Origin of the sequence: Exiguobacterium sp. s95 (genome assembly GCF_018618655.1) — a bacterium.
Classification (GTDB): Bacteria; Bacillota; Bacilli; order Exiguobacteriales; family Exiguobacteriaceae; genus Exiguobacterium_A; species Exiguobacterium_A oxidotolerans.
On record NZ_JACSMM010000001.1, the window covers coordinates 331,898 to 355,579 of the forward strand.

The following is a 23,682-nucleotide window of genomic DNA, read 5'->3' on the forward strand; positions in this document are numbered from 1 at the left end:
AATTGCTGAAGAGGAAGTCATGCTGTCTGGTTTAGGAAATGTGTTTCGCCGGCAAATCTTCTTTAAAATATAGTTGTTTACCCGGCAGGAGGACAGCGATGCTTTGAAGCAGACTCAGTCCGATTAACAGACAGGCAGCCGTCAACACGGTGAAGCGGAGCGGGAACAGGTCACCCGTAAAACCGACGAATAAAATCAACACGATGTGGAGCATGCTTTGCCCAAGTCCATAAAGGCTCGTTACCCGTCCCATCAATTCATCGGGCACATTGTTTTGATAAAACGTCATAAAGCCGGTCCCGAAAAAGGCATTAAAAAAGCCGAGCAAGATGAAACCGGTCGCGACGAGTAAAAAAGAGGTGGCCGTCGCATAGATTAAGTAACCGATTGCGACGAACAGATAACCGCTGACGAGCAACGTTTTGAGCGGCAGGCGACGCGAGAAACGGGCGACGGTCAGTCCGCCGAGCACGGAACCGATGCCCGTCAAGCTGATCAACAGTCCATAATCGGTTACCGATAGTCCGACGACGGTCTGCAGAAAAACGACTTCATGTGCGTCCATCGCCAGCGCGAGGCTCATCGTCAACAATCCGATGACGTAAATCACGATGATAAACCGGTTCGACCGACTGAATCGGGCGACGGTGCGCCAGTCCGCTGCGACGTCGGTGAATCGTAATTTCTCGACATCAGGGGGACGGGGAACGGAGGGCAGGAAAGCTAGTAGAACCCCGGAAACGACAAACGAGCCGGCATTGATCCAAATCGCGACATCGGTGGTCGCGACGAGTAACAGCAGACCGGCTAACGCCGGACCGATCAAAAAGGCACTCGACGTGATGAGACCCCGATAGGCATTAAACGTTTTCCGACCGGTGTCCGGCACGAGTTGTGTCAGGTAGGTCGTCGCAGCAGGTTCAAAAAACGCTTTGACAAGGGCGAGCGCAAACAGCGTCAGGTAAATCAATGGCAGTGTCGACAGGAGCGGAATCAGTGCGACGAGCAACGCCCGGATGAAGTCCGTCCCGATTAACCACCTGCGTACGTCGACCCGGTCAATCAGACTGCCGGCCCAAAATTTCGTGAACAGGGCAGCAAACGGACCGATGATCCAGAGTCCGGCGACAGCGGTGGTAGAGCCGGTCAATTGATAGAGGTAGACATTGATTGCGACAAGGTAAATAAAGTCACCGAATTGCGAAATGCCGAATGAAGCTAGGAGCGTCGTAGCACGAGACAAGGGGAATCCACCCGCTTTCTGTATACATATATTACCAATAGTATATCGGATGATTCCAGGGTTCACAATGCCTGAACCGTGCAGGTTGTTTGTACCGATCTGTCGTATTACTTAAGTAACAAATAAGCTTGAGGAGGGGTACGATGAGAGCCGTCATTTGTACTGCATATGGTCCGCCGGATGTACTGAAGCTGCGAGAAGTGAAACAGCCTGTCCCAAAAGCATCTGAGTTGCTGATAAAAGTCCATGCCTCCGCCGTGCATTCAGGTGATCGTCGTCTGCGGGCACTCGATGTACCGGCAGCAGGGAAACTTCCGATGCGTGTCGTCATCGGGTTTAAAGCACCGAGACAGCCAATTTTAGGGGTTGTCTTAGCCGGTGAAGTCGTCGCGACAGGCAATCGCGTCCAGGATTTTAAAGTCGGCGACCGTGTCTATGCCCTGACCGGGATGCGCTTTAGTGGTTACGCTGAATATGCCTGTATCAAGGAAACGAGCTGTGTCGGGCAGATGCCGCGCAATGCAAGCTTCGCGGAAGCAGCCAGTCTTCCGTTTGGCGGAACGACCGTCCTCCATTTTTTCCGGAAGCTGAACCTTAAGCAGGCGAAAACGATCTTGATTTACGGAGCCTCGGGCGCCGTCGGTTCGCTTGCCGTCCAAATCGCCAAACAATACGGACTTCATGTGACGGCGGTCTGCAGCGGACGGCACGTTGAGTTGGTGGAAGGTCTTGGCGCGGATGGTGTCGTCGACTATACAGCAGAAGGATATGATGCGCACCTGACGACGTATGACACAGTATTTGACGCGTCCGGAAAAATTGACAAACGAGCCGCACGTAAGCACGTAGGAGCAAAAGGGGCGTTTCGTTCAGTCGCCGGACACGGCGTCGCGCGGGCGCTGAAAAAAGATTTGATTTTACTGAATGAGTGGTTTGAAACTGGGAAGATCAAAGCGGTCATCGATACGGTATATTCGCTCGAAGAGATCGTCGTTGCCCACCGTTACGTCGATTCTGGGAGGAAATACGGCAATGTCATCGTGTCGGTCGTGGAGGATTCCGGTAAAACGGATTAGATGCCACTTCGTCATGACGGACACCGTCGGACTGACGCAAAAAACAAAGTAGAACAAAAAACACCTTTGCCTGCAGCGTTTCAAAGGTGTTTTTTATCTGCGTGGAACGTCACTTCAAGACATCATACGTCGCCATGATGAACTGACCGGACGGACGACAGCTGGTCAGCCGGAACCGTGTCTCAAGCGTCCCTTCCGGAAACAGTGGAATCCCGCTGCCGAGGACGACAGGCGCGATCGCCAGTTCGAGCTGATCAATCAATTGTAACCGTAAGGATTCTTGAATCAACTCGCCGCCGCCGACGAGCCAAATCTTGCCGTTGATGGTCGGACTAATCCGGTCAATCAACACATCGAGTGGCTCATTCGTGTAGGTCGCGTATTCGGACTGTTGATCGTTCTGCCGGGTCAACACGTAGTTCTCGAGTCCACTGTACGGATAGTCCTCACTGAGGACCAAGACTTCGTCAAAGGTTTTTCGACCCATGATGACGGCATCGACGTCTTCCATGAACGCCGCGTACCCATTATCACCGTCCCCTTCGACAGCGAACAGCCAATCGAGCGAGTCATTTGATCGAGCAATCTTTCCATCGAGACTACAGGCGATATATAAAACGGTTTTAGTCATCAATAACTCCTCCTTTTGTTCGAGCTATCTCTAGTCTACGCTATAATTATGACAAAAGATGTCGTAATTAGAGAGGGGATTTTGTATGAAAGGTCGCCATTTGAAACTGATGCGTCTGCTTAATCGGCAACAGCTGTTGACGGCGCGGGAACTGGCGGAAGCGTGCGGCGTCTCGTTACGGACGATTCAACGGGACGTACTCGAACTTGAAGCAAACGGATATCCGATTTACAGCGAGCGGGGAGCAGGGGGCGGATACCGGGTCCTGCCGAACCGTTTGCTACCGCCACTTGCCTTACGGGAACAGGAAGCGATCACTTTGTTTTTAATGCTCGACTGGGTCGGTCAAATTCCCGATCTGCCGTTCGGTCCGTTACGTGGGGATCTTGCTGAATGGTATCTCCAGGAACTGCCGCCGGACCTTGAAGCGAAGATGGACCGCCTGAAAGGACGGGTCCGTTTTGCCCGACCCGATACGCCGCCGTCTCCGTTGACGCGAGACGTGTTGCGATTGTTGGAAGCGGAAGTCAAAGGGGAAATCACTTACCGGACGACAAGCGGACGACGGACGATTTTGATGGATCCGATCGGTTTAACGTTTGAACGCAATCGCTGGTATCTGCTCGCCCAGACTGACCGGGGACTGCGGCAGTACCGGGTCGACCGGATGGAGCAGGTCTTACCGACGACCATTTCGTCCGAACAGCTGACATTCGAGGAAGCAGAATGTCAGGTGAAGTCAGGTGAACAGGTGACGATCCGACTGGAAATGACGTCACTCGGGGAACGGTTGCTTGAAGGGATTTTACCGCTGAACGCACAGCGGACGTGGTCTGTTCCGGTTACCGAGTTACCGTTTCTCGGACGACAGTTGTTTGGACTGGGCGAAAACGTAAAAGTCCTTGAACCGTCAACACTAAAGGAAGAAATCCTGAAACAGGCAAGGGACCTGCTCGCGTCCTATGATGCCTGAAAAAAGGAGTGATTCTCCTATGCCAGCAAAAAATTATGGTACGATAAAACTAGAGAAAAGTGAAAGAATGGAAGTGATTTACTATGGAAACGTTATCATTGATTTTACTGTTACTGGCTTTAATTTTGTTGACGAACGTCATCGGACATTACATCCGTTTTATTCCGACGGCCCTGATTCAAATCATCGTCGGTACGCTCGTTGCTTTATCAATCAAGGAACTGTCGATTGAAGTCGAATCGGAATGGTTTTTACTGTTGTTCATCGCTCCCTTACTGTACAACGACAGCTCGCATTTTCCGCGGGAACAACTGTGGAAGATGCGCGGGGCGATTCTCGGCAACGCCATCGTGCTCGTCTTATTGACGACCGTGATCGGCGGATACTTCATCCACTGGATGTTGCCGGTCATTCCGCTCGCTGCCGCCTTTGCGTTAGCCGCGATTTTATCACCGACTGACCCGGTCGCGGTCAACGGGATCGCAAAACGTGTCCGGCTTCCGGAACCGATTTTAAATCTTGTCCGGGGAGAATCGTTGATTAACGATGCGTCGGGACTCGTCGCCTTTAGTTATGCCGTCACGGCCGTCATGACAGGCTATTTCTCTTTACGTGAAGCTTCGTTTGAATTCGTTTATATGTTTGCTGTCGGTGCCGTCGTCGGCCTTGTCATCATCGTCGTGATGAACTGGCTGAAGATCCGGCTCCGCCGGTCAGGAATTGATGACGTCGTCTTTTATGCCCTCCTGCAAATCTTGACGCCGTTCATCATCTTTTTCGTCTCGGAAGAACTGCTTCATGCATCTGGCGTCATCGCCGTCGTCGCCGGTGGCTTACTTCATGCCTTAATTAAGGAACGGACAGAGACGTTCTTTGCCCAGGAACAAGTCTTGACGGATAACATTTGGACGATGATTGCCTATATCTTGAACGGGGTCATTTTCTTATTGCTTGGTTTGACGTTGCCCGGAGCGACGCAGGCCATCTTCATTGATGACGCCATCAACAACTGGCGCTTACTCGGGTACGTCAGCTTAATCGGTCTTGTCATCCTCGGGATCCGCTTAGTCTGGACACTGTTCTTTAATTGGTTTGATCATCGCTTTCTTCGTAAAGAGGAGCAACGGCCACCTTCGTTCAAGCGCGACTTAATCACGACGCTCGTCGGCGTGCGCGGGACAATCACGATGGTCGGTGTGTTATCGCTGCCGTTTTTGACGGATGCTGGTGTTGCGTTCCCGGAACGGTCGTTGATCATCTTCCTCGCGGCGGGCGTCATCATCTTTACGTTAGTGCTCGCGACGATTGCCTTACCGTTGCTGAGTCAAAAAGAGACGGTCAGTCAAACGGACTTCGGATTGAATGCCCAAAAACAACGGATGATGTTACGGGCGATTCAGGAAGTCAAACAGGCGACGAATTCCGATAATTCACCGGTCGCGTTTGACCTGCTGAACGAATACCATGTCATGTTGCGGTTGCTGCGTGCAGAAGAGAAGAGCGAACAGGAACTCAACGTCTACAACGAACAGTTGAAGGAACTGCGCCTTGAAGCCGTCGCGTGGGAAACGGAATTCGTCAAAGCGTTCTTTAAGAACCATGACGTGCCGGATTTACTGAAAAAAGAAACGGTTGCCTCGATTGAACACCGACGCCGGGCGATTCATTCCGAATCGACGGTCCGGCTCTATCAGCCGTTACGAAAGCTGATGCGAAAACGTAAACGGTTCACGTTGTCACCGGATGAATTGATTCGTCTGACGGAGATGGAACATGCCCTCTATGAACATGTCATCGGCGACATCATCGACCGGCTCGAGACGTGCCGTGACAAGTATCCGACGGAAGTCGTCCAAAGCGTCAAAGGACATTACTTCCGCCTCCGCGGTAAACATACGCAGTGGGCGTCACCGGTCGGCAGTAAGGGCGACGTCGAACAGCAAAAAGAAGAACTGTGCTTACGGGCGATCGAAGTCCAGCGTCAAGAAATTGCCGAAATGTCGAAGGAAGGGGACCTCTCTTCGGAAAAAGAAAAAGAGTTACGCCGCTTCATTCACTACATCGAAAGCGTCGTTCTCTATGAATATGTCGATTAATTAAAAAAGTCCCGCCTCTGATGGTTCAGAAGCGGGACTTTTTTGTGCGCCAAGAGAGTGGTGTAATGGAAGAAGGAACGCTACTCTCTTTCAGCCGTTTTAAAGCGCGCTCCGTCTTGAATCGCTTCCAAAGCGAAGAGCAATCGGTCGCGACCCTGTAGCACAGCTGCAGCGGGCGTGGAAGATTGCCGTTTTGAAGACGAGGCGAGACAGGAAAGCGCAAACGGATTGTATCTCGACATAACAGGTTTACGCTTCTAAATCGTTTGTCTACATGCTAAAAGTCCCGTCTCTGTTGTTTCAGAGGCGGGACTTTTTGGTTTAACCGAGTGACAAGTATTTGACTTCGAGATAATCCTCGATGCCGTAGACGCCGCCTTCACGACCGAGTCCACTTTCTTTGTAGCCGCCGAATGGTGCTTGGGCAACAGACGGGGCGCCGTCATTTAAGCCGACGATGCCGTACTCGAGTTTTTTACCGAGCAGGAGCGCTTCATCGATTCGTTCAGAAAACGCATATGCCGCAAGACCGTAGGGTGTGTTGTTCGCCCGTTCGATGACTTCGTCAAGTGTCTCGAAGACCGAAATCGGTGCGAGCGGACCAAATGTTTCTTCCTGCATACAAATCATGTCTTCCGTGACGTTCGCGAGAACTGTCGGTTTGACGAAGTAACCGACCGAGTCGTCGATCGTACCGCCTGTTAAGATCGTTGCACCTTTCGCAACCGCGTCGTCGATGTGTGCTTTGACTTTCTCGACGGCTTTTGCGTTAATCAAGGGTCCGATCGTTGAATCAGCGTCAAGACCGTTCCCGACTTTTAGTTTGTTCACTTCCGCGACGAACTTCTCTGTGAACGCGTCGAGCACAGAGGCTTGGACGTAAAAGCGGTTCGTTGCGACGCAGGCCTGGCCACCGTTGCGGAATTTCGAGCGGATTGCTTGTGTGACGGCTTTGTCGATGTCCGCGTTTTCCGTGACGATGAACGGTGCATGACCCCCGAGTTCAAGTGATAGTTTTTTCATCGTATCGGCTGCTTGACGCATGATTAATTTACCGACGGCAGTAGAGCCGGTGAACGTGATTTTGCGAACACGGCGTTCGGCTTGCCAGACACCGCTGATTGTTGCGGCGTCACCTGTCAAGACGTTGATGACACCAGCCGGGATGCTTGCTTCTTCAGCAAGTTCGACGAGGCGAAGAGCTGTGAAAGGTGTTTCTTCCGACGGCTTTAAGACGACCGTACAACCGGCTGCGAGAGCCGGGGCGAGTTTTCGTGTGATCATCGCAGCGGGGAAGTTCCACGGCGTGATCGCAGCGACGACGCCGACCGGTTCTTTTTCGACGAACAGGCGTTTACCCGGAACCGATGCCGGAATCGTTTCCCCGTAAATCCGGCGTGCTTCTTCTGCATACCAGCGGACATATTGATTGCCGTAATCGACTTCGCCGAGTGCTTCGACAAACGGTTTTCCTTGTTCGCGTGTCATGATGTCAGCGACTTCGTCACGGTGTTCGTTGATCAAGCGGTACCAGGCATCGATTTTATCAGCACGCGCATCCGCCGTTAAGCTTGACCAGGTGACGAAGGCATCGCTCGCCGCGTCGACTGCCCGTAGAGCGTCATCTGCCGAACTGATTGGGACGTGCCCGAGTAATTCTTTTGTTGCCGGGTTAAAGACCGGAATCGTTTGTTCTGTTTCGTACCATTGTCCGTTCACTACATTTTTTTCAATCATGTGTTGCACCTCCATGTGTTTTCATTACGTTCCTAATTAAACACCCGGAAGGCGCATTTGTGTACTTCCGCTTTGGAGGGGGGGACATAACGGAATGGAATGACTATAAAAATTAGAGAATCTATAAAAACACGACGAAAAAGGACTCACGATTTACAATCGGAAAGTCCCGTTTCGTTCCTACTTAAAACCCTTTAATCGTCATCCCGCCGTCGACGAACAGTGTCTGACCGGTGATGTACGATCCGGCATCGGACGCGAGGAAGACCGTCGGACCGACGAGTTCCGTCAGTTCACCGACCCGACCGAGCGGTGTCACGTCGACGATGTCTTTTAAGTACGCCGGATCGGCCAGTAACGGCTCCGTCAGCGGCGTCTTGAAATACCACGGACCAATCGCGTTGACGCGGATATTTTTCGGACCCCATTCGAGGGCGAGGACTTTCGTCATCTGAATCAAGGCCGCCTTCGTCGTCGCATAGACGACACCGGTCCGCAAAGCGACGTGACCTGCGACCGAGGCGATGTTGATGATGTTGCCACCCGTGTCCTGCATCCGGCGTCCGACTTCCTGCGAAAACAGGAAGGCCGACTTTAAGTTCGTCTGTTGAATCGTCTCCCATTCGTCTTCCTTGACGTCGAGCGCTTTCGAGCGGATGTTCATCCCGGCATTGTTGACGAGCGTATCGATCCGGTCGACGAGCGTATAGGCTTTTTCGATCGTCGCGACGACTTGCGTCCGGTCGGTCACGTCACACGTCAGGACGAACGCCTGTCGTCCGAGTGCTTCAATCCGGCTTGCCGTCTCCCGTAAATCAGCTTCCGTCCGGGCGACGAGAATGACGTCAGCACCAGCTTCTGCCATCCCGATGGCAAGCGCCCGTCCGATGCCGCGTCCGGCTCCGGTCACGAGGGCTGTTGTTTGATCAAGTCGAAACGTCGGTAAGTACATCTAGCCACATCCTATCTTAAAAAAAGTCTGTCTTTACTGTACGTCTAAATTGACTGAAAAGAAAGAAAAATGCTGTAAGTACTTAATTTTAATGTTATTATTTGGGAAAAAAGGAGGGGTGAGATGAAACGGAAAGTAGGGATAGCTATTTTGGTCGTTTGTTTTTTAGCAGCCTCTTTTCAAGTCTTCGGGCAGTATCTCTACACGACATATATTCATGAACCGGCTGACTATGCGTTTAAGTACGACATCAAACCACGTAAGCCACTCGGCTCACCAGATTTGAGGGGGCAACCTTTTCTCGCTGGTCCGATGCCTCATTTTGTTGATGTGACATTTCCGAAAGCACTCGCTTCAGTCGGCGCCATCGTGACGATCGGGCTGTTGATTTTACTGGCGTCTATGTTGAAGAGGAAACGGAACAAACGAACGGTAAAACAAAGTGGTGATACCTCTTTTGAAGAGGAGCTGAACATCTTACAAAAACCGTCAACGTCGCCGAGTAATGATACACATTCTTACCAATCAAACAATGTCTCTGAAGTCCGTCGATTGATTCAGATATTTGACCAGCGCCTTCCCGCTTCATCTAGGCGTCGACCGGAAGAGACGATGAAGGAATGGTTAGAGCGGATCGGGCTGACAGTTGATCCGGTGCTCTATCATCTCGTACGGTACGGGGAACAGGATGAGACATTATTTAAACAGGCAGACGTCGATATACTACGGCAACAGTTGCGGCGTCATCCAGGAAATTAACGCACGGTACTGTGCGTGGTGACAGCTTATTATGGTAGGAGGCAGACAAATGGTGAAGCAACGATGGGTAGGTCTTGTTTTGGTAGTCGTTCTTGTCGGATGTGGAAAAAGTTATCCGATTGAACAAGCAATCGAAAATGGTGATATTGTAACGACGCCAAGTCGTGAGAATGTGGAACGGTTCCAGACATTTTTGAACCAAGTCGATCAAAAAGGCAAGGACAGCATCCGGATTACTTCCTACACGACAGAAGGTGACCCGGTTTTTCAGGACGTCACGTATGACGGACAACAGTTCAGTTATTCACTCGATTCGTCGCAAGATGAGTTCGGGAACCAAGCGGACGACCGGGACGGGGAAAGCTGTCAGGCGTTGAAAAAAGACCAAACAGACGAAACGCACGTCTATCTGTTGACAGATTGTGCCGAAGGAGAAGATCATCCGTTACTCGAAGCGACAGCAGCAGAACTCGGAAAGTAAATCAGCCTTCCGGAATCGCTTCATACAAGTACGTTTGATTTTTTTCGAAAATGTAGAGGACACCCGTCGTGTCGCCCCGGTACAGTTTCGTTCCTGCCGGCCAGTCTGTCGCCATCCCTTCCGCTAAGGGCTCGTTTGCGGTCAATTGTTTCGTGACGGTCGCAAACGATTTGACGTCTGCCTGTGTAAGCGTCACGGGTGCATCGGATAGCTGGTAAACACGGTCTTTGATTCGGATTAAGTCGGCATCTTTGTTTTGACGGGCTTCTGCGGCGATTGTATCAGTCGTCGAAACACATGTCGTATCGTCGGAACAGCCGCTTAACGGGATGAGACTGACTGCGAGGGCAAGTGAAAGAATACGTTTCATAGAGTGATACCTCGTTTCTTAAGAATCGATGATTGGTTTCTTACAGTTATACGGTAGAATCAAAGGTTAGTTTTTTAAATCCTGTTTTTCCTTTAAAACAACTCAATCAATCGCTGCATCGTATCCGGGAACGAGCGGACAGGTGTGTAGCCGAGCGTCTTGATTTTATCCGTTGTGTAGAGGGGACGTTCGACCGGTCGGTCCGGCACCTGATAGGGTTTACCGGACGCTTTAATCAGTTGCATCCGAAATTCGGCCTCCGGGATGTTGGCGTCGACTGCATGAAAGATATCTCCCGGTGTTGCGCGCCGGACGGCAAGGTGAACCATCTCCGCCAAATTATCGGCGTGAACCCAGTTGACCACATCGTCCGGATGGACCCACGTGACGACTTTTGTTTCCTGCATCCGTTTGACTTGCCGGTCGCCCCAGTAAGAGTTTTCTTCGGCACAAATTGCACCGGGACGGAGGATGATGACGTCAAGCCCGTCAGCCGCATACTGCTGTAAAATCCGTTCGGACCGTACTTTCGTCAAGATGTACGGTGCCGGATGATCGTCGCTCAGTGGCATCGCTTCCGTTATGAGACCGCCCGCCGGTTCACCGTAAACGGAAGTCGTCGAGATGTGGAGGAACAAGGCGTGCGCGGCAAGCGCGGCAGCCGCGAGGTGTTCGACTCCGGTGACGTTCGCTGCTACCGCAAGTTCGATGTCGTCGCCGAGGTAAGCGGCACAGTGGACGACGATGTCGATGTCCTGCATCGCTGTTTCAAGCGACGCGGCGTCCATCAAGTCACCGAACGCGGGCGTAATCCCAAGTTGTTTGCAACGGTCGGCTTGTCCTTCGCTCCGGACGAGCCCCCGGACTTCGGTTGCTTCTTCTATAAAACGGCGGGCGACCCGTGGGCCAAGTGTTCCGCTGATCCCGGTGACGAGAATCCGTTTTCCTGTAATCTCCATAAGGATGACCTTCTTTCTATCGTTAATTGCCGTGCTCAATCGTTTCGACAAGCGGCTCCTGATCCGTCCGATAGTCGAACCGGATGACGTCATGTTTCTTTAAAACGGATCGGTTGTCCCGCTTGCCATAAATCCGTGTTTTCCGGTCAACCGTGACTTCTGTCAACGCATAGGAGGCGTCCGGGTCCTGTTCGTCCGGTCCTAAAAAGATCTGGTCTCCTTGTATGTCGACGATGACGTAGGCGTCGTCTGCCGAACAGGCACATAGAACGAATGACGTCAGGCAACTAACCAACAAGAACTGGATTTTGTATCTCAAGGATTCCACCTACACTATCTTTAGCTAAGAAATGGCATCACGTTAAATTTTGCTCCGTATGCATAGGACGCTCACTACAGGAGGAGACAGATGAGTCGATTCGTAAAAGGTATGTTATTCGGTTTTGGATTAATTCTCGGAACTACTATAATACTCGGAGTCCTCTTCATCCGGTCGATGCAACCAGACGAGGAGCAAGAAAAAATCGTCAAACGCCAAGCAAAAGCTTATCTAGAACAACATTATAAAGAGGCCGAAGTTGTAGACGTCTACTTTGATAACATGGGCAACCATGTAGCATTTGATTACGCGGCGCAAGTCATCGATCGCAAAACAGGCATTGAGTTTTTAGTCTATCTCGATCAGTCGACAAACAAAGTTGTGGATACCTATTACGTAGAACAGTGGACAGCCGACGTGGTCGCGGTCATCCAGCCGTCAGTTGGAGAGGTGTTCGGGAACGATGCGGATTATCTTGTCCATTTTGATGAAGAAAGCGTGATAGCGTTAAATCTTCAGCCGGGTGCCGAGGTGGATTATCGTGATACGAAAATTCCACCGACAATCAGTATCACCCTTCACCGCAAGCAACAAACGACTGACAAAAAGCGTTTAAACAACTTGAGTACAACACTGCAGTCAAACAACTACCTCCCGCATGGCACGATTCAAGTCGAATATGTGGATGAAGATGGTGAGGTAGTTGAAGGCGGGGAAGAATTGAAAGCAGTGTTTTAAAATGTTACTTCAAAATAGTCCAGGCATCATACGTTTCTGCCTCAATCCCTAACTGTGCCGACCGGATCCAGTCAAAGGCTTTGAGGACGAGCGGTGATGCATTGTCAGGCGTCACGTCCTGTTCCGAGACCCAGACAGCCCCGAGCGAGTCCTGTCCGTCGAACTGTTCCGGGACCGTGATGGCACCGCCGATTGCCTTGACGGTGTAGTAGACGGCGATGTGGTGGACGTCGGTGAAATTTCGCCAAAGCCACGGCAGTTTGAAGTCAATCACGCCGATGTTTTGGAGGAGTTCGATTTCGAGACCCGTCTCTTCGCGGAACTCGCGGCGCATCGCATCGGCTAACACTTCACCGTCTTCAAGGCTGCCTCCCGGGAGGTCATAGCGATTGATATACGGACCGCCATTTTTGTTGATGACTAATAATTGATGGTCTTTTACGAGTAAGCCATAGACGCCAAACGCGCGATGGCAGGTGGTTACTGACATATGTAACGACTCCTTTTTCAGTTGATAGTGTGCTGCAAGATGGTGATCAGGGAATGGAACAGACCTATGAGATAGTCGGTTCCCAAGAACAGGATCCAGACGGCAAGCGGTATTTCAAGGCTCATCAATGCCTGCGTCCATCGGTACGTCGCTTGTCTTCTTCGTAAATAACAATCGACCGTAAAGAACAGGACGGCAGCAATCACGCTGAGGAAAGCGATAAGTGGGTTGATGATAAGAAAAACGAGACCAAACGACACATGGAGTATGCCGGAAAGAACGACTTCTTTTGCATTCTTTGTTTGATTACGGTAGATGAATCGACTGAGTGTCTCACTCAAAATCGATGTCGTCCCACCATAAAGGAAGATGACCGGAAAGCTGTACATCAAATAGGCAGGAGTACTGATGATCACGGTCGAGAGGTAGCGCAGGATTGAATAACCGATATCAGCACTCGGATAAGGAACGAACAGCCCGAGTACGATTGCATATAGTGAACCTGCAAGTGAGGCGGCGATGATTTTGCGGTAAAAGACTAGAATCACGTCCATTCCTTGAGGCTATGTGTATTCAAATGAATGAATGTCCGAGTATACTAGCGATATAGGAGGTTGATGCAAATTGAAGAAAAATTATACAGTCATGTTTCTCCTGCTGTATGCTGCCGCCATCACGGGGGGACTTGGACTGAGTAACCTGTTTGACTCCGCGATGTTCGTCGGTACTGGTTTAGGAACCCTCTTCCTGCTGTGTGCACTATTATTTCTCGGAAAAAAGCAAAAGGGACCGAAGACACAGTAATTTCTAGCGCTGTGTCTTTTTTTAGCAGACGGGATGTTTCAATCAGTCATGGAACGGATGTCACAACAGCAACCGGCATGATCGCTGGCTAAATCAATTGCTTTTCGTTTAATAAACATGAATGTTCCTGACTTGAGCGATGCTGAGGCACGGCATTCTATATGATTATAATTATAAAATATAGGAAACGGAAGGAATAATTGGATTTTTTAACGAGGGATAATGTACTAAAAGAAAAAGCGAGATGATGCAGAACGGAGGACACTAGATGTTTGCGAGAATCAAAAATCGACAACAAGATCGCCTGGCGACAAACGTAACGATTACCGGAATGCTCCTTTTTATAGTCACGCAGTGGTTTTTTGTCCTGTACGTGACAATGTTCGTCCTGTACGTGTTCAGTTTCCGGGACACGTCGAAAAATCCGTTGTCTAAAACCATCGCTGTCAATACGACGGGCCTCCTGTTATTATGGCTGCTCGTGTTTTTGTTGCAACAATTCTTGAGATGAAGAGGGGATGACATGAACATCCAACTGACGAGCTGTACCGCGAAAGACACAGAAGCACTCTATGCCTTTGAAATCGAAAAAACTGCTCAACTCGGCTACCGGATCGGACAAGTACATGCGGGAAAAGGAATCGCAAAAGAAGCCGTCCGCTTGCTACTCGGACAATGTCGGGAACACGACACTGATGAAGTCCAGGCCAAAACGACGGATGCAAACATCGCTTCACAAAAAATCTTGGAGCACAACGGATTTGAGCCGATAGACAAGAAAGAAGAAGCGGTGTTAGACGGTCAACGGATACAATTGATGCATTACAGCTGGAGACGGTAAGGTGTTTTTAGCGAATTTTCCCGTTGAGCGGAGTCATTTTTTAGGGGGAGTAAGCGGTCGCTTTCGTTGCAACTGATAAGATGTCCAAAAATAACAGAAAGCCGATGACCCGGCGAGCAAAATGGCGAGCAACAAAAAATAGAGGTCGCTGAATACATAGTTGCCCTCATGGTTGAACAGCAGGAGGGCTAGGGCAATTAGACTGCCGGACAAACCATAGAGAACAGCTGATATGAAAAAAGTGTTCCGACTAGTCGGAAAGAACAAAAGGATTCGTTTCATAAGTAAGTCAACCATAAGTCCTGAAATTAAAATTATTGGAAACGAATAAACGGTGTAGATTAAAAAAAGATCAACGGCTGAAAAATAGACATCTTCGCCGAAATCTTGGAAAAATGCGTAGATGGACAAAATCAGAGTCAACAGACCCGATGTTACGATTGACGTCAGTCCGGCGGCAATCAGTTTGTTGAACATACGAAAACATCCTTTTCTTATGTAGAACGCCGCCCAGTTCGTTCGATTATCCAAGATACGATGAAGTAGAGCATAGCTGATGATCCAGCAATCGTCAGAGAACTCGGAATATCCAAATCACCTTTCGTGAACTGTAAAATCAGAATTATTCCGATGACGGCACCTGATAGTACATATAAAATATTTGTAAGATAAATGTAAATCGGACAGAAGAAAAACCTTTAAATCCGTTGAAAGATGAATAATTCGCTTGCTGATGTATACAACGTATCGTCTGCTCGTTCCGACATCGGTGTATAGGACCAATATGTCAAGACGCTAGAAACAAAAATTGATGTCAGAACGACAGCAATAATTTTTTGGCATGATGATTTTCCTTTCCTTTTAACGATTTCGAATCGAAAAATAATATTTTGTATTGCTGACGATTAAGATCAAGGTGATCACGAAAATACTGAATAACTGAGAGGTCGACGTCAACAAGGAATAAAAGAGCAGTAAGATGATTCCGACAATCAACATCATGTTAACAACAGAATGTGTTTTATAAAGTCCTTCGAGCATGATATGTTTCTCACCATCATCAGATGCCGCTAGGAGTTTCATTCCGTAATCCGTTTCACTGACGTCAGGAAGGTTCCGTTCCGGATACATCTGCTGAACAAGCGTTTGAAAATGGATTGAACCGACCAATCCGACAACAATCAAAGTGGTTCCAATCACAACTAGTGGGAGTTGTTGATCGAGTACTAAATTTACGCTGACTAGAGCAAGACTGATTGGGAGGGTTAAGTTTAAACTCAGCGTACCATCGCTGAACCAGCGATACATTTGTTGGTCTGCCACATCTTCAGCATCACCCGTCAGTGACTGGTTGAGAAGACGTTGAATTTGACGATAACGAATCAGCGAAAACAGAAGTAATCCTACCAGTATCACAAGCAGTAGACCGTTTACGATGAAACTGTAGTGTGAGAAGGCGAGTCCTTCAAGCGGACTATTCATAATCCAATACATTACGAAAAATCCAATGGTGCCACCAACAAGTATCCGTACGATCATTTGTAGAGTTTTTTTCACAGTAATTCCTCCTCGTCGAATTGAAAAATATTCTCGATTGTCGTCTCGAAAACTAGGGCAATTTTAGTAGCGATCAAGAGCGACGGCATGAATTCCTCCCGTTCAATCAAACTAACAGTCTGACGTGAGATGTTGGCGCGTTTTGCCAATTCTGTTTGATTCCATCCATGGCGTGCCCGTAGTTCCTTTAATCTTGATTTCATTTCCTTCACCTCACTTGAATTATAACCAATACTCGTCTTGATGACAATGATATTAGTCAAAAAGACAAAGGGATTAGTCGTTTTTTATTCCTTCTAGAGCAACTATATGCTTGGAAAAGCCATCATGCATGATTACTTAAAGCGTGATCTTTATCAAAATTAGGCGAGAATACGCCCACTTCTAAACGATCCGGGTGAAGCCCTAGTGAAAGTGGGAGATGAATCGCCACCCTCTCTTTCGGGTATATCCTTTGTAAGGATGTGAACATCATGTTGACACACAAGGCCTGCAAATTCAGAACATACCCGACAAAAGAGCAGGAAATCCTGATCGCGAAGACCGTCGGTTGTTCGCGCTTCGTCTTCAACCACTTCTTAGCGAAGCGTAGGTGGAGGTAGTTCAACAATCTATCAAGGATTGGATAAATATGAAGACGTAGGATATTAGAAAGACAGATCATTACAAAAATAAACCCTCACCTTCATGTAAGAAGTTGAGGGTTTCCTAGACCGTCATGAAGACATCTTCTAAAGACATAGCTTCGATGTTGACTTCGTAGACTTTAATACGCGCTGCCGTCAACTGTTCAATCAAGAGTGGAATACCTTCTTCCTCTTTCACTTCTACAACGGCAAAATCTTGTTCATGTTTGATGAACCGGATGTCGTTTATTTTGCAATGCTGTAAAATCGACGTGTCAAGTGACGGACTGGTCCGAAGGTGGACACGAATCGTCTCGTTCGCCACGCGTTTTAGTTGTGCGATTGTCCCGATTTTTGCAATCAAACCATTTGTCATGATGGCGACGGTATCACAAATCTTTTCGATTTCCGTTAAATTATGCGATGTCAGAAAAATTGTCTTGCCTTGGTCCTTTAACGAGACAATCAGCTGCTGAATTTCGATGGCGGATTCTGGATCAAGACCAGACGTCGGTTCATCGAGGAAAAGGAGTTCCGGGTTGCCGAGTAGAGCTTGGGCAATGCTGATTTTCTTTTTCATTCCGAATGAAAACGATTTAATTTTTTGTTTGGCAACATTCTGCAACCCGACTTGTTCAAGTAATTTTTTTAACTTGGTCGTATTTCTTCTATCACCTTTGAGTGCCGCCATGTACTTCAAAAAATCAAGTGCCTTCATGTGTTGGTAGAGGTTGGACGTATCCGGCATGACACCGATTTTCTGTTTAATCGCATCCATGTGGTGATGCGTTTCCCCTAAAATCGTAAACGAACCACGCGTCGGCTGGGTGATACCGGTCAAGATATGAATGAACGTCGACTTGCCGGCGCCATTTCGTCCTAAAAAACCAAAGATTTCCCCTTGCTTGACGCGGAGTTGAATTCCTTTCAAGACATCCTTTGTCGCATACTGCTTATGTAAGTCACGCACTTCAATTGCTACCATCGTTACAAATCCCTTCTGTTAAACATGAAATATGACGCTGCGAGAAACAGTAAACCAAGTAAAAACGGAACAACGAGATACCCGCCGGATGCGACGACATAATAATACGGTAAGAGATACTTGAAGGACAGCAAATACCAGGTGTTCGAAAAAGCGGCCCAAAACCCGAGGACGGGACAGAGAACACCCAATAGAATACCGACGAACATCGTCATGCCTGGCCGAGTAAGAACTGTCGACAACAAGACGTTTAAGCAAGTGATGAAGAACAGGACTGTGATGACAGTCAGGTAATCAAGAAAAAATGTGGACTTGGCATAGAGTGTTACAACAAAAAAACTGATGGAAATCGAACAAACCCAAAACAAAAATGATCCTAGAAACTTACCGGCGATGATGTTGAAACGGGACGTTTTGCTGACAAGCAGGCGAACCGTTTGATCATCGAGCTCACGATTCACGATGTCATGCGAGACAGCGAAGACGAACAGAAAACCTAAAAAGAAAATTGAAAACTTGATGCTTGATGTATAAGCCGAGTCATTGCCTCCATCTCCTAACAGTTCTGGATGGTTCGCGAGATAAGTGGCAGTCAAAAAGGAGGTTAACGTAAAAAATAGGACGATTGCGACGGACTTAAAACTTTTAAACGTCTGGAAAAATTCATTTCGAATGATTGGAATCATAGCTTGCTCCTTCTAAGTAAGAGTTAGTGGGTGCAGGATGTGATAAAAAATTAAAAATCAGCTCACCTTATTAGTCGTCCGTAATAAAACAGGAAGTTTGCACCAGTGTATTATCAGATAAGGCAACACCCTGATTTTAGATGGAATAAGTGTACCATAAGCATTATGTATTAGGGATAATTTACCTTTTATCGTTTTGTGATAACTCCTTGCTGTATTTGAAATGGAATATGTTATAGTAAGTAAGTTAAAAAATACCATCTGTCCATGGGGGGGGAGTAAGGAATGACTGTACGGAAAAATATCGTCTATAATGTCTTATTCAATGAGACGCGGGATCAGCTGTTGATGGTCAAAAACATCGGCCCGTCGTATTCGTACTACACGCTACCGGGCGGGACGGTCGAAGCAGGTGAAACCTTACCGGAAGCAGCGATTCGCGAAGCGAAGGAAGAGACCGGTTTTGACGTCGAAGTCGGAGACCTGTTACACGTCAGTGAAGCGTTTTTCCCGCAAGTCGACGAACACTGCCTGTTCTTCTTTTTCACATCGGAAATCGTCGGTGGTGTCATCGGCACCGTCTTCCCGGATGAAATCGAAGACATCACATGGGTTGCGATTCCGGACGCCGTCCGCTACATGCAGCTCGAGCCGGAGTATGAACACATCTTGACGAAACAACAAACGGTGCCGTATATCTTCAATGGGCAAATCACACATTAAGACGGGAGTGTAATCGATGCGAATCATCGAAACAACGGACGTCGACGTCCTGGCACGACTCAACCGGTACGTCCATGAGCCGCATGTGCGTCAGCAACCGCATCATTTTAAGCCGTACGACGTTGATGCCGTCCGTGCTTTTTTTACGAAAATCGCCGGGGAAGCGCTGTATCAGTTCCTGGTCCTCGAAGTGGAGGATGAAGCAATCGGTTACGCGTGGATTGAGTACGTCAGACGTGCTGAGAGTGCATTTAAGTTTGCTGACGCGAAAGTCCGTGTCCATCATCTCTGTATCATGGATACGAAACAGCAGAACGGCTACGGTCGCCTGTTGCTCGAAGACATTGAACGGCGGGCACGCGAGCAAGGAATACATAAGGTTGAACTCGATTACTGGATGAGCAACGACGGGGTCGATGTCTTTTACGAGCGAATCGGTTTTGAAAAAACGCGGCAAGTTGTCGCGAAGTCGCTCAACTAACGAAAGCAAGAACGATGTAGGTACGGATAATATAGAATTGAATTTCATTTTTGGACTGTTGCGTATTGCGGTGCTCGTCATGGCGATTCTGTCAATGGTGTACGCGCTGTATCTGTTACGCAAGATTACCATTAAATAAGAAACCCCTTGTTTCCGGTCTGAACTGAGCCCTAGAGTTTGGACAGTTTAATAAAAGCACCCTTAACGTATTAAGCTGCTATGAGATGGCTTCGGTATTGTACCGGAGTCATCTTTTGTAGTTTCCATTGTCTTCGTTCGCTATTGTAATAATCAATGTAAGCATCGACCATGGCACAGACCTCATCGAGGTCAGATGCTAATTTATAATCGACATAATCTTTCAAGTGCCCAAAGAACGATTCCATCGGGGCATTATCCAGGCAGTTTCCTCTACGGGACATGGATTGAAGCATTCCCATCTCACGGATGCGTGTTTGATAAGCAGGATGCGTATAATGGAATCCTTGATCGGAATGTATCATGGCTTCCGGGTGTATATTCCCTTGAAGTCGTTCTGCGAGTTTATTCGTTGTATGAAGGACTAGTTCCATATGGAGGCTTGTAGATAGATGATGTGCCATAATTTCACGTGTAGCGACATCCTTCACACAAGAGAGATAAACAGTTTGACCAGATCCAATACGGAGATAAGTGATGTCTGTGACGAATACCTTACCAGGCTCATCTTGATCGAACCGACGGTTCAAGTGGTTCGGTACAGTCTTATGTTCATATGTCGCTTTAGCGATTTTACGATAAGCGTTCTGCCTACGGATTTTCGTCACGATTCCAAACTTCCTCATGATACGCAAAATACGTTTATGATTCATCGGTCCACCAATAAGATCAAGCATCTCCATGTAAAGACCACGATAGCCGATTTTTCCCTTGTGACGATCATGAACACGTTTTAGAAGTAGGTAGTCCGCATAGTCGCGTTCTTCCCGAAGGGAAACACTATCCGTACGTGCGAGCCAGGCGTAATAACCACTGCGGCTCACTTCAGCGAGCGTACATAGATACGTCACGAATCGGCCCGATGATTGCTTCCGTAAGACAATATTGATTGCCTGATAGCGCTCAGATGCGGTTAGTTTCGATACTTCGCCTCTCTTTCGAGAGCGTCGAGCTTTTTTAGTAATTCGTTCTCCGCTGTGAGGTACTTGATTCGTGCTTCAGCTTTCGCAAGGCGTCGTTCGACGGAATCATCTTTTTTCGGTCGACCTCCAAGATTTGATTTTCCACGTCTCTCATTCAAGAGTCCTTCTTCTCCATAAATGCGATAGGTCTTCCGCCATCGTTTCAACGCTTCGTTCGTTGTTCGCTTACCGATCATGTCCAGGTCAAAGCCGCTTTCTTCAAAGATTTGTATCGGTCGCTTACCAGCTAAATTCTCACGTACAGCGTGAATCTTAAATTCTCCTTTATATTGAATCGTACGATCTGATACCGAGGCTACGTGAAGATTCGCTTCAAGTTGTCTGATTTGATCTGGATTGAAGGTACGTCTGTTCATGAATAATTCTCCCGTCTAAATTGAATAGATACAGTATATCGATATCTTTAAACACAAAAAACCCCGAATGGGGTCTTTTATCAAGTGTCCACCATTCAGGGTTCAGTTCAGTCAGGGAGACAAGGGGTTTTTCTGTTAAATAAGGGACTTGAGCGAGTAAGTCAACTGAAATCAGGGTATTTTTTTAAAGAGCGACGTGTCAGGAAAGCCTTAGAACTAGGAGGGATTGGATGTACTTTCTATTCATCGGCTATTACGATGCAGAAAAGATGAATCAGTCCTCGCAAGAAGAGCTCGATGCCGTCATGGAACGCTGCAATCCACCATTGGAACAGTTTTTTAAGCAGACGCGTGTCTTGCAGGAGTGGCACCCGGGAGCGGACACGAAACAAGCCAGATTGTCAGGTGGTCAGATTGAACGGCAGGATGGACCGGATACGCGTAAAGCGGAGCAAATCGGCAGCCTGATCCTTTTTGAAGCGGATGATTTGGAGCAGGCCGTCGACTTGGCGCTGCTCCATCCGACGACGCAACTTGCGGAAGCGGAACAGTACGGCTGGCGGATGGAAGTGCGGCCGCTGCTTGATGTCAAGGATGCTTAAGGTCAAATTAGCCACTTGCCGGGTTATATGTAAAAACAAAGCTCGACTTCCCGAAGCACAACGGGAACTCGAGCTTTGTTTTCGTATAGTGGATCATCCGTTTTAGTCATGACCAATCAAACCGAGCAATGTCTTGTGATGCGTCGCGTCACGCGTCAGAAGCGATAATTCACGTTTGACATCGAACCCTGTAATCGGCAATGTCCGGATTTCCGGGGGAAGCCCGTCCTGGAAAATCTCCGGTAAGATGGCAATCCCGAGCTTAGCACGGATGAAACCGAGCACGCTTGACCCGAACTCCATTTCGGAAGCAGCCGTATAAGTGGCACCGCGCTCCTGGAACGCCGCCTTTAAGATGTTCGTCGAGTCGCAGTCGGTCGGTAACGACAGAAACGAAGCAGCCTCAATCTGGTCGAACCGGACGTCGTCGCACCCCGTAAACCGTTCATCTTCACGGTGGAAATAGAGTAAAAACTGTTCCGTATAAAGATGCGTCGACGGATACGGATGGTCGATTTTCCGGTCGTCGAGCAGGACACCGTCGTAATGGTGTTGCTCGAGTCCTGCCATCAATTCGACATACGTATGGGCCGTCTTGATTTTGAGTTCCGGACCGTTTGCCGACGGATGGAGCGCCAAGTGTTGCGGCAAGTAGGACATCGCGACACTCGGCCATGACCCGAGTGTGAACGTAACCTGACCCTGCAATTGGTCGATTTGCCGTTGCATGTCGCTCAGTTGCGACAAAATCTGTAAGGCTTGAGCATAAACGATTTCGCCGGCTGGCGTCAAAGCGACCCCCGTCGCCGAGCGGTGAAAGACGTTTGTACCGAGATCGTGTTCTAAATTCTTAATCTGTTTACTGAGTGCCGGTTGTGTCAGATGTAACAGCTCACTCGCTTTCGTCAAACTTTTTGTTTCAGCCGTCATCTGAAATGCTTCCAACCATTCCGTTTTCATTGAAATCCCACGCTTTCTTCGTCGTTCACTGTGATTGACGATACAGCAGAACCGCTCGTGGCGACAATCAATTCGCTCAAATTTATATATTCCTCTTTTGGAATATTCCTTTTTGGGTATATAGAAGATATAGAAGAGGTGACAGCCATGACAGAACCGATGTTACAGATCATCGTCGCCTTAGCAGACGCAAACCGTCTTGCGATCGTCGACTTGTTGAAACGGGGACCGTTGACGGTCGGAGAGATTGCGGAGCGATTGAGTTTAAATCAACCGCAAGTCTCGAAGCACTTGCGGACGCTACATGATGCTGAGATCGTTCAGGTAAAACCGCTCGGTAATCGGCGGATCTATCATTTGCGTCCGGAAACTTTTTTTAAGCTGACGGCGTGGAGCCAATCATTCGAACAACAAGTCGAGGAACGGATGTTACGCCTTGAATCGTATCTTTTAGAGCTGCAGGAAAAACCAACTGAAGGAGTGACGGATGATGACTGAAAAGTTGAAAACGACGCTTGACGGATCAACCTTAATCATGGAGTGGACGTTTGATGCACCGCGTGACCTGGTCTTTTCTGCTTTCACAGAAAAAGATCACCTCGAGGCATGGTGGGGACCAGCCGGCTGGGAGACGGAAATCAAGCAGTTCGAGTTCGTCCCGAACGGCATTTGGCATTACTGCATGCGGTGTCAGGATCCGGCACAAGGAGACTTTTACGGGATGGAGTCATGGGGGAAAGCAATCTTCCGGAGTATCGACGCCCCGGTCCGTTATGCCCATGCCGATTATTTTTCCGACGAGGCAGGAACGATTTCTGAAACCTTACCAGGAAGCGAAAATGAGACGACATTCGAAGCGCTTGACGGAAAGACGCGGGTCATCTTCCGGTCTGATTTCGGGTCAGCGGAAGCCGTCCGTCAAGTTCTTGAGATGGGAATGAAAGAAGGGTTCACGTCACAATTAGAACGGCTTGACCACTGGTTAGCTGTCAACGTAAACACATGATAAGTCGAAGAAGGACGATCCTCGAGCGGGATGGTCCTTTTTTTACGGTC

At 48.5% G+C, this 23,682-nt stretch carries 30 protein-coding genes and 1 pseudogene; 15 read left to right on the plus strand and 16 right to left on the minus strand.

The window, feature by feature from the left end:
• Positions 1-31: 31 nt before the first annotated feature.
• Positions 32-1,243, minus strand: a complete 1,212-nt coding sequence (locus KNP99_RS01885; protein ID WP_215193011.1) for an MFS transporter — start codon at positions 1,241-1,243, stop codon at positions 32-34.
• Positions 1,244-1,386: 143 nt separating this feature from the next.
• Here KNP99_RS01885 and KNP99_RS01890 point away from each other — a divergent pair, with 143 nt between their 5' ends.
• A complete protein-coding gene (locus tag KNP99_RS01890; RefSeq protein ID WP_215193012.1) occupies positions 1,387-2,319 on the plus strand; it encodes an NAD(P)-dependent alcohol dehydrogenase in 933 nt (310 codons plus the stop codon).
• A 109-nt stretch (positions 2,320-2,428) separates the two neighbouring features.
• On the opposite strand, the gene KNP99_RS01895 is transcribed toward KNP99_RS01890, so the two are convergent.
• Positions 2,429-2,950, minus strand: coding sequence for a dihydrofolate reductase family protein (locus KNP99_RS01895; protein WP_214845638.1), 522 nt, complete (start codon positions 2,948-2,950; stop codon positions 2,429-2,431).
• Positions 2,951-3,035: 85 nt separating this feature from the next.
• On the opposite strand from KNP99_RS01895, the gene KNP99_RS01900 reads away from it, so the two are divergent.
• Both KNP99_RS01900 and KNP99_RS01905 read left to right on the plus strand, forming a co-directional pair.
• Positions 3,036-3,923 (plus strand): helix-turn-helix transcriptional regulator, encoded by an 888-nt coding sequence (locus KNP99_RS01900; protein WP_214765960.1) that lies wholly within the window; start codon positions 3,036-3,038, stop codon positions 3,921-3,923.
• Positions 3,924-4,006: 83 nt separating this feature from the next.
• A complete protein-coding gene (locus tag KNP99_RS01905; RefSeq protein WP_214765962.1) occupies positions 4,007-6,019 on the plus strand; it encodes a Na+/H+ antiporter in 2,013 nt (670 codons plus the stop codon).
• Between the two features lie 321 nt (positions 6,020-6,340).
• Here KNP99_RS01905 and KNP99_RS01910 read toward each other — a convergent pair whose 3' ends face one another.
• Positions 6,341-7,756 (minus strand): NAD-dependent succinate-semialdehyde dehydrogenase, encoded by a 1,416-nt coding sequence (locus tag KNP99_RS01910; protein ID WP_214845640.1) that lies wholly within the window; start codon positions 7,754-7,756, stop codon positions 6,341-6,343.
• A 184-nt stretch (positions 7,757-7,940) separates the two neighbouring features.
• Positions 7,941-8,708 (minus strand): SDR family NAD(P)-dependent oxidoreductase, encoded by a 768-nt coding sequence (locus KNP99_RS01915; protein ID WP_214845641.1) that lies wholly within the window; start codon positions 8,706-8,708, stop codon positions 7,941-7,943.
• A gap of 123 nt (positions 8,709-8,831) precedes the next feature.
• On the opposite strand from KNP99_RS01915, the gene KNP99_RS01920 reads away from it, so the two are divergent.
• Together KNP99_RS01920 and KNP99_RS01925 are read left to right on the plus strand one after the other, a co-directional pair.
• Positions 8,832-9,467 carry a hypothetical protein gene (locus KNP99_RS01920; protein ID WP_214845642.1) on the plus strand — a complete coding sequence of 212 codons (636 nt, stop codon included), beginning with the start codon at positions 8,832-8,834 and terminating at the stop codon, positions 9,465-9,467.
• Between the two features lie 49 nt (positions 9,468-9,516).
• Positions 9,517-9,948, plus strand: a complete 432-nt coding sequence (locus KNP99_RS01925) for a DUF4362 domain-containing protein (protein WP_214845643.1) — start codon at positions 9,517-9,519, stop codon at positions 9,946-9,948.
• Between the two features lies 1 nt (position 9,949).
• Here the strand turns inward: KNP99_RS01925 and KNP99_RS01930 are convergent, their stop codons facing one another.
• The 3 genes from KNP99_RS01930 to KNP99_RS01940 all read right to left on the minus strand — a co-directional run bounded on the left by KNP99_RS01930 (position 9,950) and on the right by KNP99_RS01940 (position 11,596).
• Positions 9,950-10,318 (minus strand): hypothetical protein, encoded by a 369-nt coding sequence (locus KNP99_RS01930; protein WP_214845644.1) that lies wholly within the window; start codon positions 10,316-10,318, stop codon positions 9,950-9,952.
• A 92-nt stretch (positions 10,319-10,410) separates the two neighbouring features.
• A complete protein-coding gene (locus tag KNP99_RS01935) occupies positions 10,411-11,277 on the minus strand; it encodes an NAD-dependent epimerase/dehydratase family protein (protein ID WP_214845645.1) in 867 nt (288 codons plus the stop codon).
• Between the two features lie 22 nt (positions 11,278-11,299).
• Entirely contained in the window at positions 11,300-11,596 is a 297-nt protein-coding gene (locus tag KNP99_RS01940) for a hypothetical protein (protein WP_251132564.1), read from the minus strand.
• Between the two features lie 90 nt (positions 11,597-11,686).
• On the opposite strand from KNP99_RS01940, the gene KNP99_RS01945 reads away from it, so the two are divergent.
• Complete coding sequence (locus KNP99_RS01945) at positions 11,687-12,334, plus strand: hypothetical protein (protein WP_214845648.1); 648 nt, start codon at positions 11,687-11,689, stop codon at positions 12,332-12,334.
• Positions 12,335-12,338: 4 nt separating this feature from the next.
• Here KNP99_RS01945 and KNP99_RS01950 read toward each other — a convergent pair whose 3' ends face one another.
• Both KNP99_RS01950 and KNP99_RS01955 read right to left on the minus strand, forming a co-directional pair.
• Positions 12,339-12,824, minus strand: a complete 486-nt coding sequence (locus KNP99_RS01950) for an NUDIX hydrolase (RefSeq protein WP_214845650.1) — start codon at positions 12,822-12,824, stop codon at positions 12,339-12,341.
• Positions 12,825-12,841: 17 nt separating this feature from the next.
• Positions 12,842-13,372, minus strand: coding sequence for a hypothetical protein (locus tag KNP99_RS01955; protein WP_251133034.1), 531 nt, complete (start codon positions 13,370-13,372; stop codon positions 12,842-12,844).
• A 76-nt stretch (positions 13,373-13,448) separates the two neighbouring features.
• On the opposite strand from KNP99_RS01955, the gene KNP99_RS01960 reads away from it, so the two are divergent.
• The 3 genes from KNP99_RS01960 to KNP99_RS01970 all read left to right on the plus strand — a co-directional run bounded on the left by KNP99_RS01960 (position 13,449) and on the right by KNP99_RS01970 (position 14,469).
• Positions 13,449-13,628: a hypothetical protein gene (locus KNP99_RS01960; RefSeq protein ID WP_214769271.1), complete on the plus strand. Its 180-nt coding sequence runs from the start codon at positions 13,449-13,451 to the stop codon at positions 13,626-13,628.
• Between the two features lie 268 nt (positions 13,629-13,896).
• Complete coding sequence (locus KNP99_RS01965) at positions 13,897-14,139, plus strand: hypothetical protein (RefSeq protein ID WP_214845653.1); 243 nt, start codon at positions 13,897-13,899, stop codon at positions 14,137-14,139.
• 12 nt (positions 14,140-14,151) lie between these two features.
• Positions 14,152-14,469 carry a GNAT family N-acetyltransferase gene (locus tag KNP99_RS01970; protein WP_214845654.1) on the plus strand — a complete coding sequence of 106 codons (318 nt, stop codon included), beginning with the start codon at positions 14,152-14,154 and terminating at the stop codon, positions 14,467-14,469.
• A gap of 33 nt (positions 14,470-14,502) precedes the next feature.
• On the opposite strand, the gene KNP99_RS01975 is transcribed toward KNP99_RS01970, so the two are convergent.
• The 3 genes from KNP99_RS01975 to KNP99_RS01985 form a co-directional block, all read right to left on the minus strand.
• On the minus strand, positions 14,503-14,946 hold the full coding sequence (locus KNP99_RS01975) for a hypothetical protein (RefSeq protein WP_088837057.1): 444 nt from the start codon (positions 14,944-14,946) through the stop codon (positions 14,503-14,505).
• A 384-nt stretch (positions 14,947-15,330) separates the two neighbouring features.
• Complete coding sequence (locus KNP99_RS01980; RefSeq protein ID WP_088837058.1) at positions 15,331-16,026, minus strand: DUF3169 family protein; 696 nt, start codon at positions 16,024-16,026, stop codon at positions 15,331-15,333.
• Positions 16,023-16,229, minus strand: coding sequence for a helix-turn-helix transcriptional regulator (locus KNP99_RS01985; protein WP_088838481.1), 207 nt, complete (start codon positions 16,227-16,229; stop codon positions 16,023-16,025). The genes KNP99_RS01980 and KNP99_RS01985 overlap by 4 nt, the downstream gene beginning before the upstream one ends.
• 270 nt (positions 16,230-16,499) lie before the next feature.
• Here KNP99_RS01985 and KNP99_RS01990 point away from each other — a divergent pair.
• Positions 16,500-16,613 (plus strand): annotated as a pseudogene (locus tag KNP99_RS01990) (helix-turn-helix domain-containing protein); the annotation flags it as partial.
• A 121-nt stretch (positions 16,614-16,734) separates the two neighbouring features.
• On the opposite strand, the gene KNP99_RS01995 reads toward KNP99_RS01990, so the two are convergent.
• Positions 16,735-17,637, minus strand: a complete 903-nt coding sequence (locus KNP99_RS01995) for an ABC transporter ATP-binding protein (RefSeq protein WP_088837059.1) — start codon at positions 17,635-17,637, stop codon at positions 16,735-16,737.
• A gap of 2 nt (positions 17,638-17,639) precedes the next feature.
• Positions 17,640-18,323: an ABC transporter permease subunit gene (locus KNP99_RS02000; protein WP_088837060.1), complete on the minus strand. Its 684-nt coding sequence runs from the start codon at positions 18,321-18,323 to the stop codon at positions 17,640-17,642.
• A gap of 285 nt (positions 18,324-18,608) precedes the next feature.
• Here KNP99_RS02000 and KNP99_RS02005 point away from each other — a divergent pair, with 285 nt between their 5' ends.
• Both KNP99_RS02005 and KNP99_RS02010 read left to right on the plus strand, forming a co-directional pair.
• Positions 18,609-19,046 carry an NUDIX domain-containing protein gene (locus KNP99_RS02005; protein WP_088837061.1) on the plus strand — a complete coding sequence of 146 codons (438 nt, stop codon included), beginning with the start codon at positions 18,609-18,611 and terminating at the stop codon, positions 19,044-19,046.
• 16 nt (positions 19,047-19,062) lie between these two features.
• The gene (locus tag KNP99_RS02010; protein ID WP_088837062.1) at positions 19,063-19,527 is read left to right on the plus strand and encodes a GNAT family N-acetyltransferase; all 465 of its coding nucleotides are present in this window, start codon (positions 19,063-19,065) and stop codon (positions 19,525-19,527) included.
• Positions 19,528-19,736: 209 nt separating this feature from the next.
• Here KNP99_RS02010 and KNP99_RS02015 read toward each other — a convergent pair.
• Positions 19,737-21,064 (minus strand): IS3 family transposase gene (locus tag KNP99_RS02015; RefSeq protein WP_214845655.1). Its coding sequence is split into 2 segments (ribosomal slippage): positions 19,737-20,695 and positions 20,695-21,064, totalling 1,329 coding nucleotides; the frame shifts between segments, so codons are not numbered across the junction.
• Between the two features lie 230 nt (positions 21,065-21,294).
• On the opposite strand from KNP99_RS02015, the gene KNP99_RS02020 reads away from it, so the two are divergent.
• Complete coding sequence (locus tag KNP99_RS02020) at positions 21,295-21,666, plus strand: YciI family protein (protein WP_088837063.1); 372 nt, start codon at positions 21,295-21,297, stop codon at positions 21,664-21,666.
• 102 nt (positions 21,667-21,768) lie between these two features.
• Here the strand turns inward: KNP99_RS02020 and KNP99_RS02025 are convergent, their stop codons facing one another.
• Positions 21,769-22,626, minus strand: a complete 858-nt coding sequence (locus KNP99_RS02025) for a LysR family transcriptional regulator (protein WP_088837064.1) — start codon at positions 22,624-22,626, stop codon at positions 21,769-21,771.
• Positions 22,627-22,773: 147 nt separating this feature from the next.
• On the opposite strand from KNP99_RS02025, the gene KNP99_RS02030 reads away from it, so the two are divergent.
• Positions 22,774-23,124, plus strand: coding sequence for an ArsR/SmtB family transcription factor (locus KNP99_RS02030; protein WP_088837065.1), 351 nt, complete (start codon positions 22,774-22,776; stop codon positions 23,122-23,124).
• Complete coding sequence (locus KNP99_RS02035; protein ID WP_239456887.1) at positions 23,117-23,632, plus strand: SRPBCC family protein; 516 nt, start codon at positions 23,117-23,119, stop codon at positions 23,630-23,632. Before KNP99_RS02030 ends, KNP99_RS02035 begins: the two co-directional genes overlap by 8 nt.
• Positions 23,633-23,682: the final 50 nt, after the last annotated feature.

Excerpts from the sequence above, each read along its gene's own strand:
- KNP99_RS01890 (WP_215193012.1), top strand. The coding sequence starts at position 1,387 with ATGAGAGCCGTCATTTGTACTGCATATGGTCCGCCGGATGTACTGAAG.
- KNP99_RS01895 (WP_214845638.1), bottom strand. The coding sequence starts at position 2,950 with ATGACTAAAACCGTTTTATATATCGCCTGTAGTCTCGATGGAAAGATT.
- KNP99_RS01900 (WP_214765960.1), top strand. The coding sequence starts at position 3,036 with ATGAAAGGTCGCCATTTGAAACTGATGCGTCTGCTTAATCGGCAACAG.
- KNP99_RS01905 (WP_214765962.1), top strand. The coding sequence starts at position 4,007 with ATGGAAACGTTATCATTGATTTTACTGTTACTGGCTTTAATTTTGTTG.
- KNP99_RS01910 (WP_214845640.1), bottom strand. The coding sequence starts at position 7,756 with ATGATTGAAAAAAATGTAGTGAACGGACAATGGTACGAAACAGAACAA.
- KNP99_RS01915 (WP_214845641.1), bottom strand. The coding sequence starts at position 8,708 with ATGTACTTACCGACGTTTCGACTTGATCAAACAACAGCCCTCGTGACC.
- KNP99_RS01920 (WP_214845642.1), top strand. The coding sequence starts at position 8,832 with ATGAAACGGAAAGTAGGGATAGCTATTTTGGTCGTTTGTTTTTTAGCA.
- KNP99_RS01925 (WP_214845643.1), top strand. The coding sequence starts at position 9,517 with ATGGTGAAGCAACGATGGGTAGGTCTTGTTTTGGTAGTCGTTCTTGTC.
- KNP99_RS01930 (WP_214845644.1), bottom strand. The coding sequence starts at position 10,318 with ATGAAACGTATTCTTTCACTTGCCCTCGCAGTCAGTCTCATCCCGTTA.
- KNP99_RS01935 (WP_214845645.1), bottom strand. The coding sequence starts at position 11,277 with ATGGAGATTACAGGAAAACGGATTCTCGTCACCGGGATCAGCGGAACA.
- KNP99_RS01945 (WP_214845648.1), top strand. The coding sequence starts at position 11,687 with ATGAGTCGATTCGTAAAAGGTATGTTATTCGGTTTTGGATTAATTCTC.
- KNP99_RS01950 (WP_214845650.1), bottom strand. The coding sequence starts at position 12,824 with ATGTCAGTAACCACCTGCCATCGCGCGTTTGGCGTCTATGGCTTACTC.
- KNP99_RS01965 (WP_214845653.1), top strand. The coding sequence starts at position 13,897 with ATGTTTGCGAGAATCAAAAATCGACAACAAGATCGCCTGGCGACAAAC.
- KNP99_RS01970 (WP_214845654.1), top strand. The coding sequence starts at position 14,152 with ATGAACATCCAACTGACGAGCTGTACCGCGAAAGACACAGAAGCACTC.
- KNP99_RS01975 (WP_088837057.1), bottom strand. The coding sequence starts at position 14,946 with ATGTTCAACAAACTGATTGCCGCCGGACTGACGTCAATCGTAACATCG.
- KNP99_RS01985 (WP_088838481.1), bottom strand. The coding sequence starts at position 16,229 with ATGAAATCAAGATTAAAGGAACTACGGGCACGCCATGGATGGAATCAA.
- KNP99_RS01995 (WP_088837059.1), bottom strand. The coding sequence starts at position 17,637 with ATGGTAGCAATTGAAGTGCGTGACTTACATAAGCAGTATGCGACAAAG.
- KNP99_RS02000 (WP_088837060.1), bottom strand. The coding sequence starts at position 18,323 with ATGATTCCAATCATTCGAAATGAATTTTTCCAGACGTTTAAAAGTTTT.
- KNP99_RS02005 (WP_088837061.1), top strand. The coding sequence starts at position 18,609 with ATGACTGTACGGAAAAATATCGTCTATAATGTCTTATTCAATGAGACG.
- KNP99_RS02010 (WP_088837062.1), top strand. The coding sequence starts at position 19,063 with ATGCGAATCATCGAAACAACGGACGTCGACGTCCTGGCACGACTCAAC.
- KNP99_RS02020 (WP_088837063.1), top strand. The coding sequence starts at position 21,295 with ATGTACTTTCTATTCATCGGCTATTACGATGCAGAAAAGATGAATCAG.
- KNP99_RS02025 (WP_088837064.1), bottom strand. The coding sequence starts at position 22,626 with ATGAAAACGGAATGGTTGGAAGCATTTCAGATGACGGCTGAAACAAAA.
- KNP99_RS02030 (WP_088837065.1), top strand. The coding sequence starts at position 22,774 with ATGACAGAACCGATGTTACAGATCATCGTCGCCTTAGCAGACGCAAAC.
- KNP99_RS02035 (WP_239456887.1), top strand. The coding sequence starts at position 23,117 with ATGACTGAAAAGTTGAAAACGACGCTTGACGGATCAACCTTAATCATG.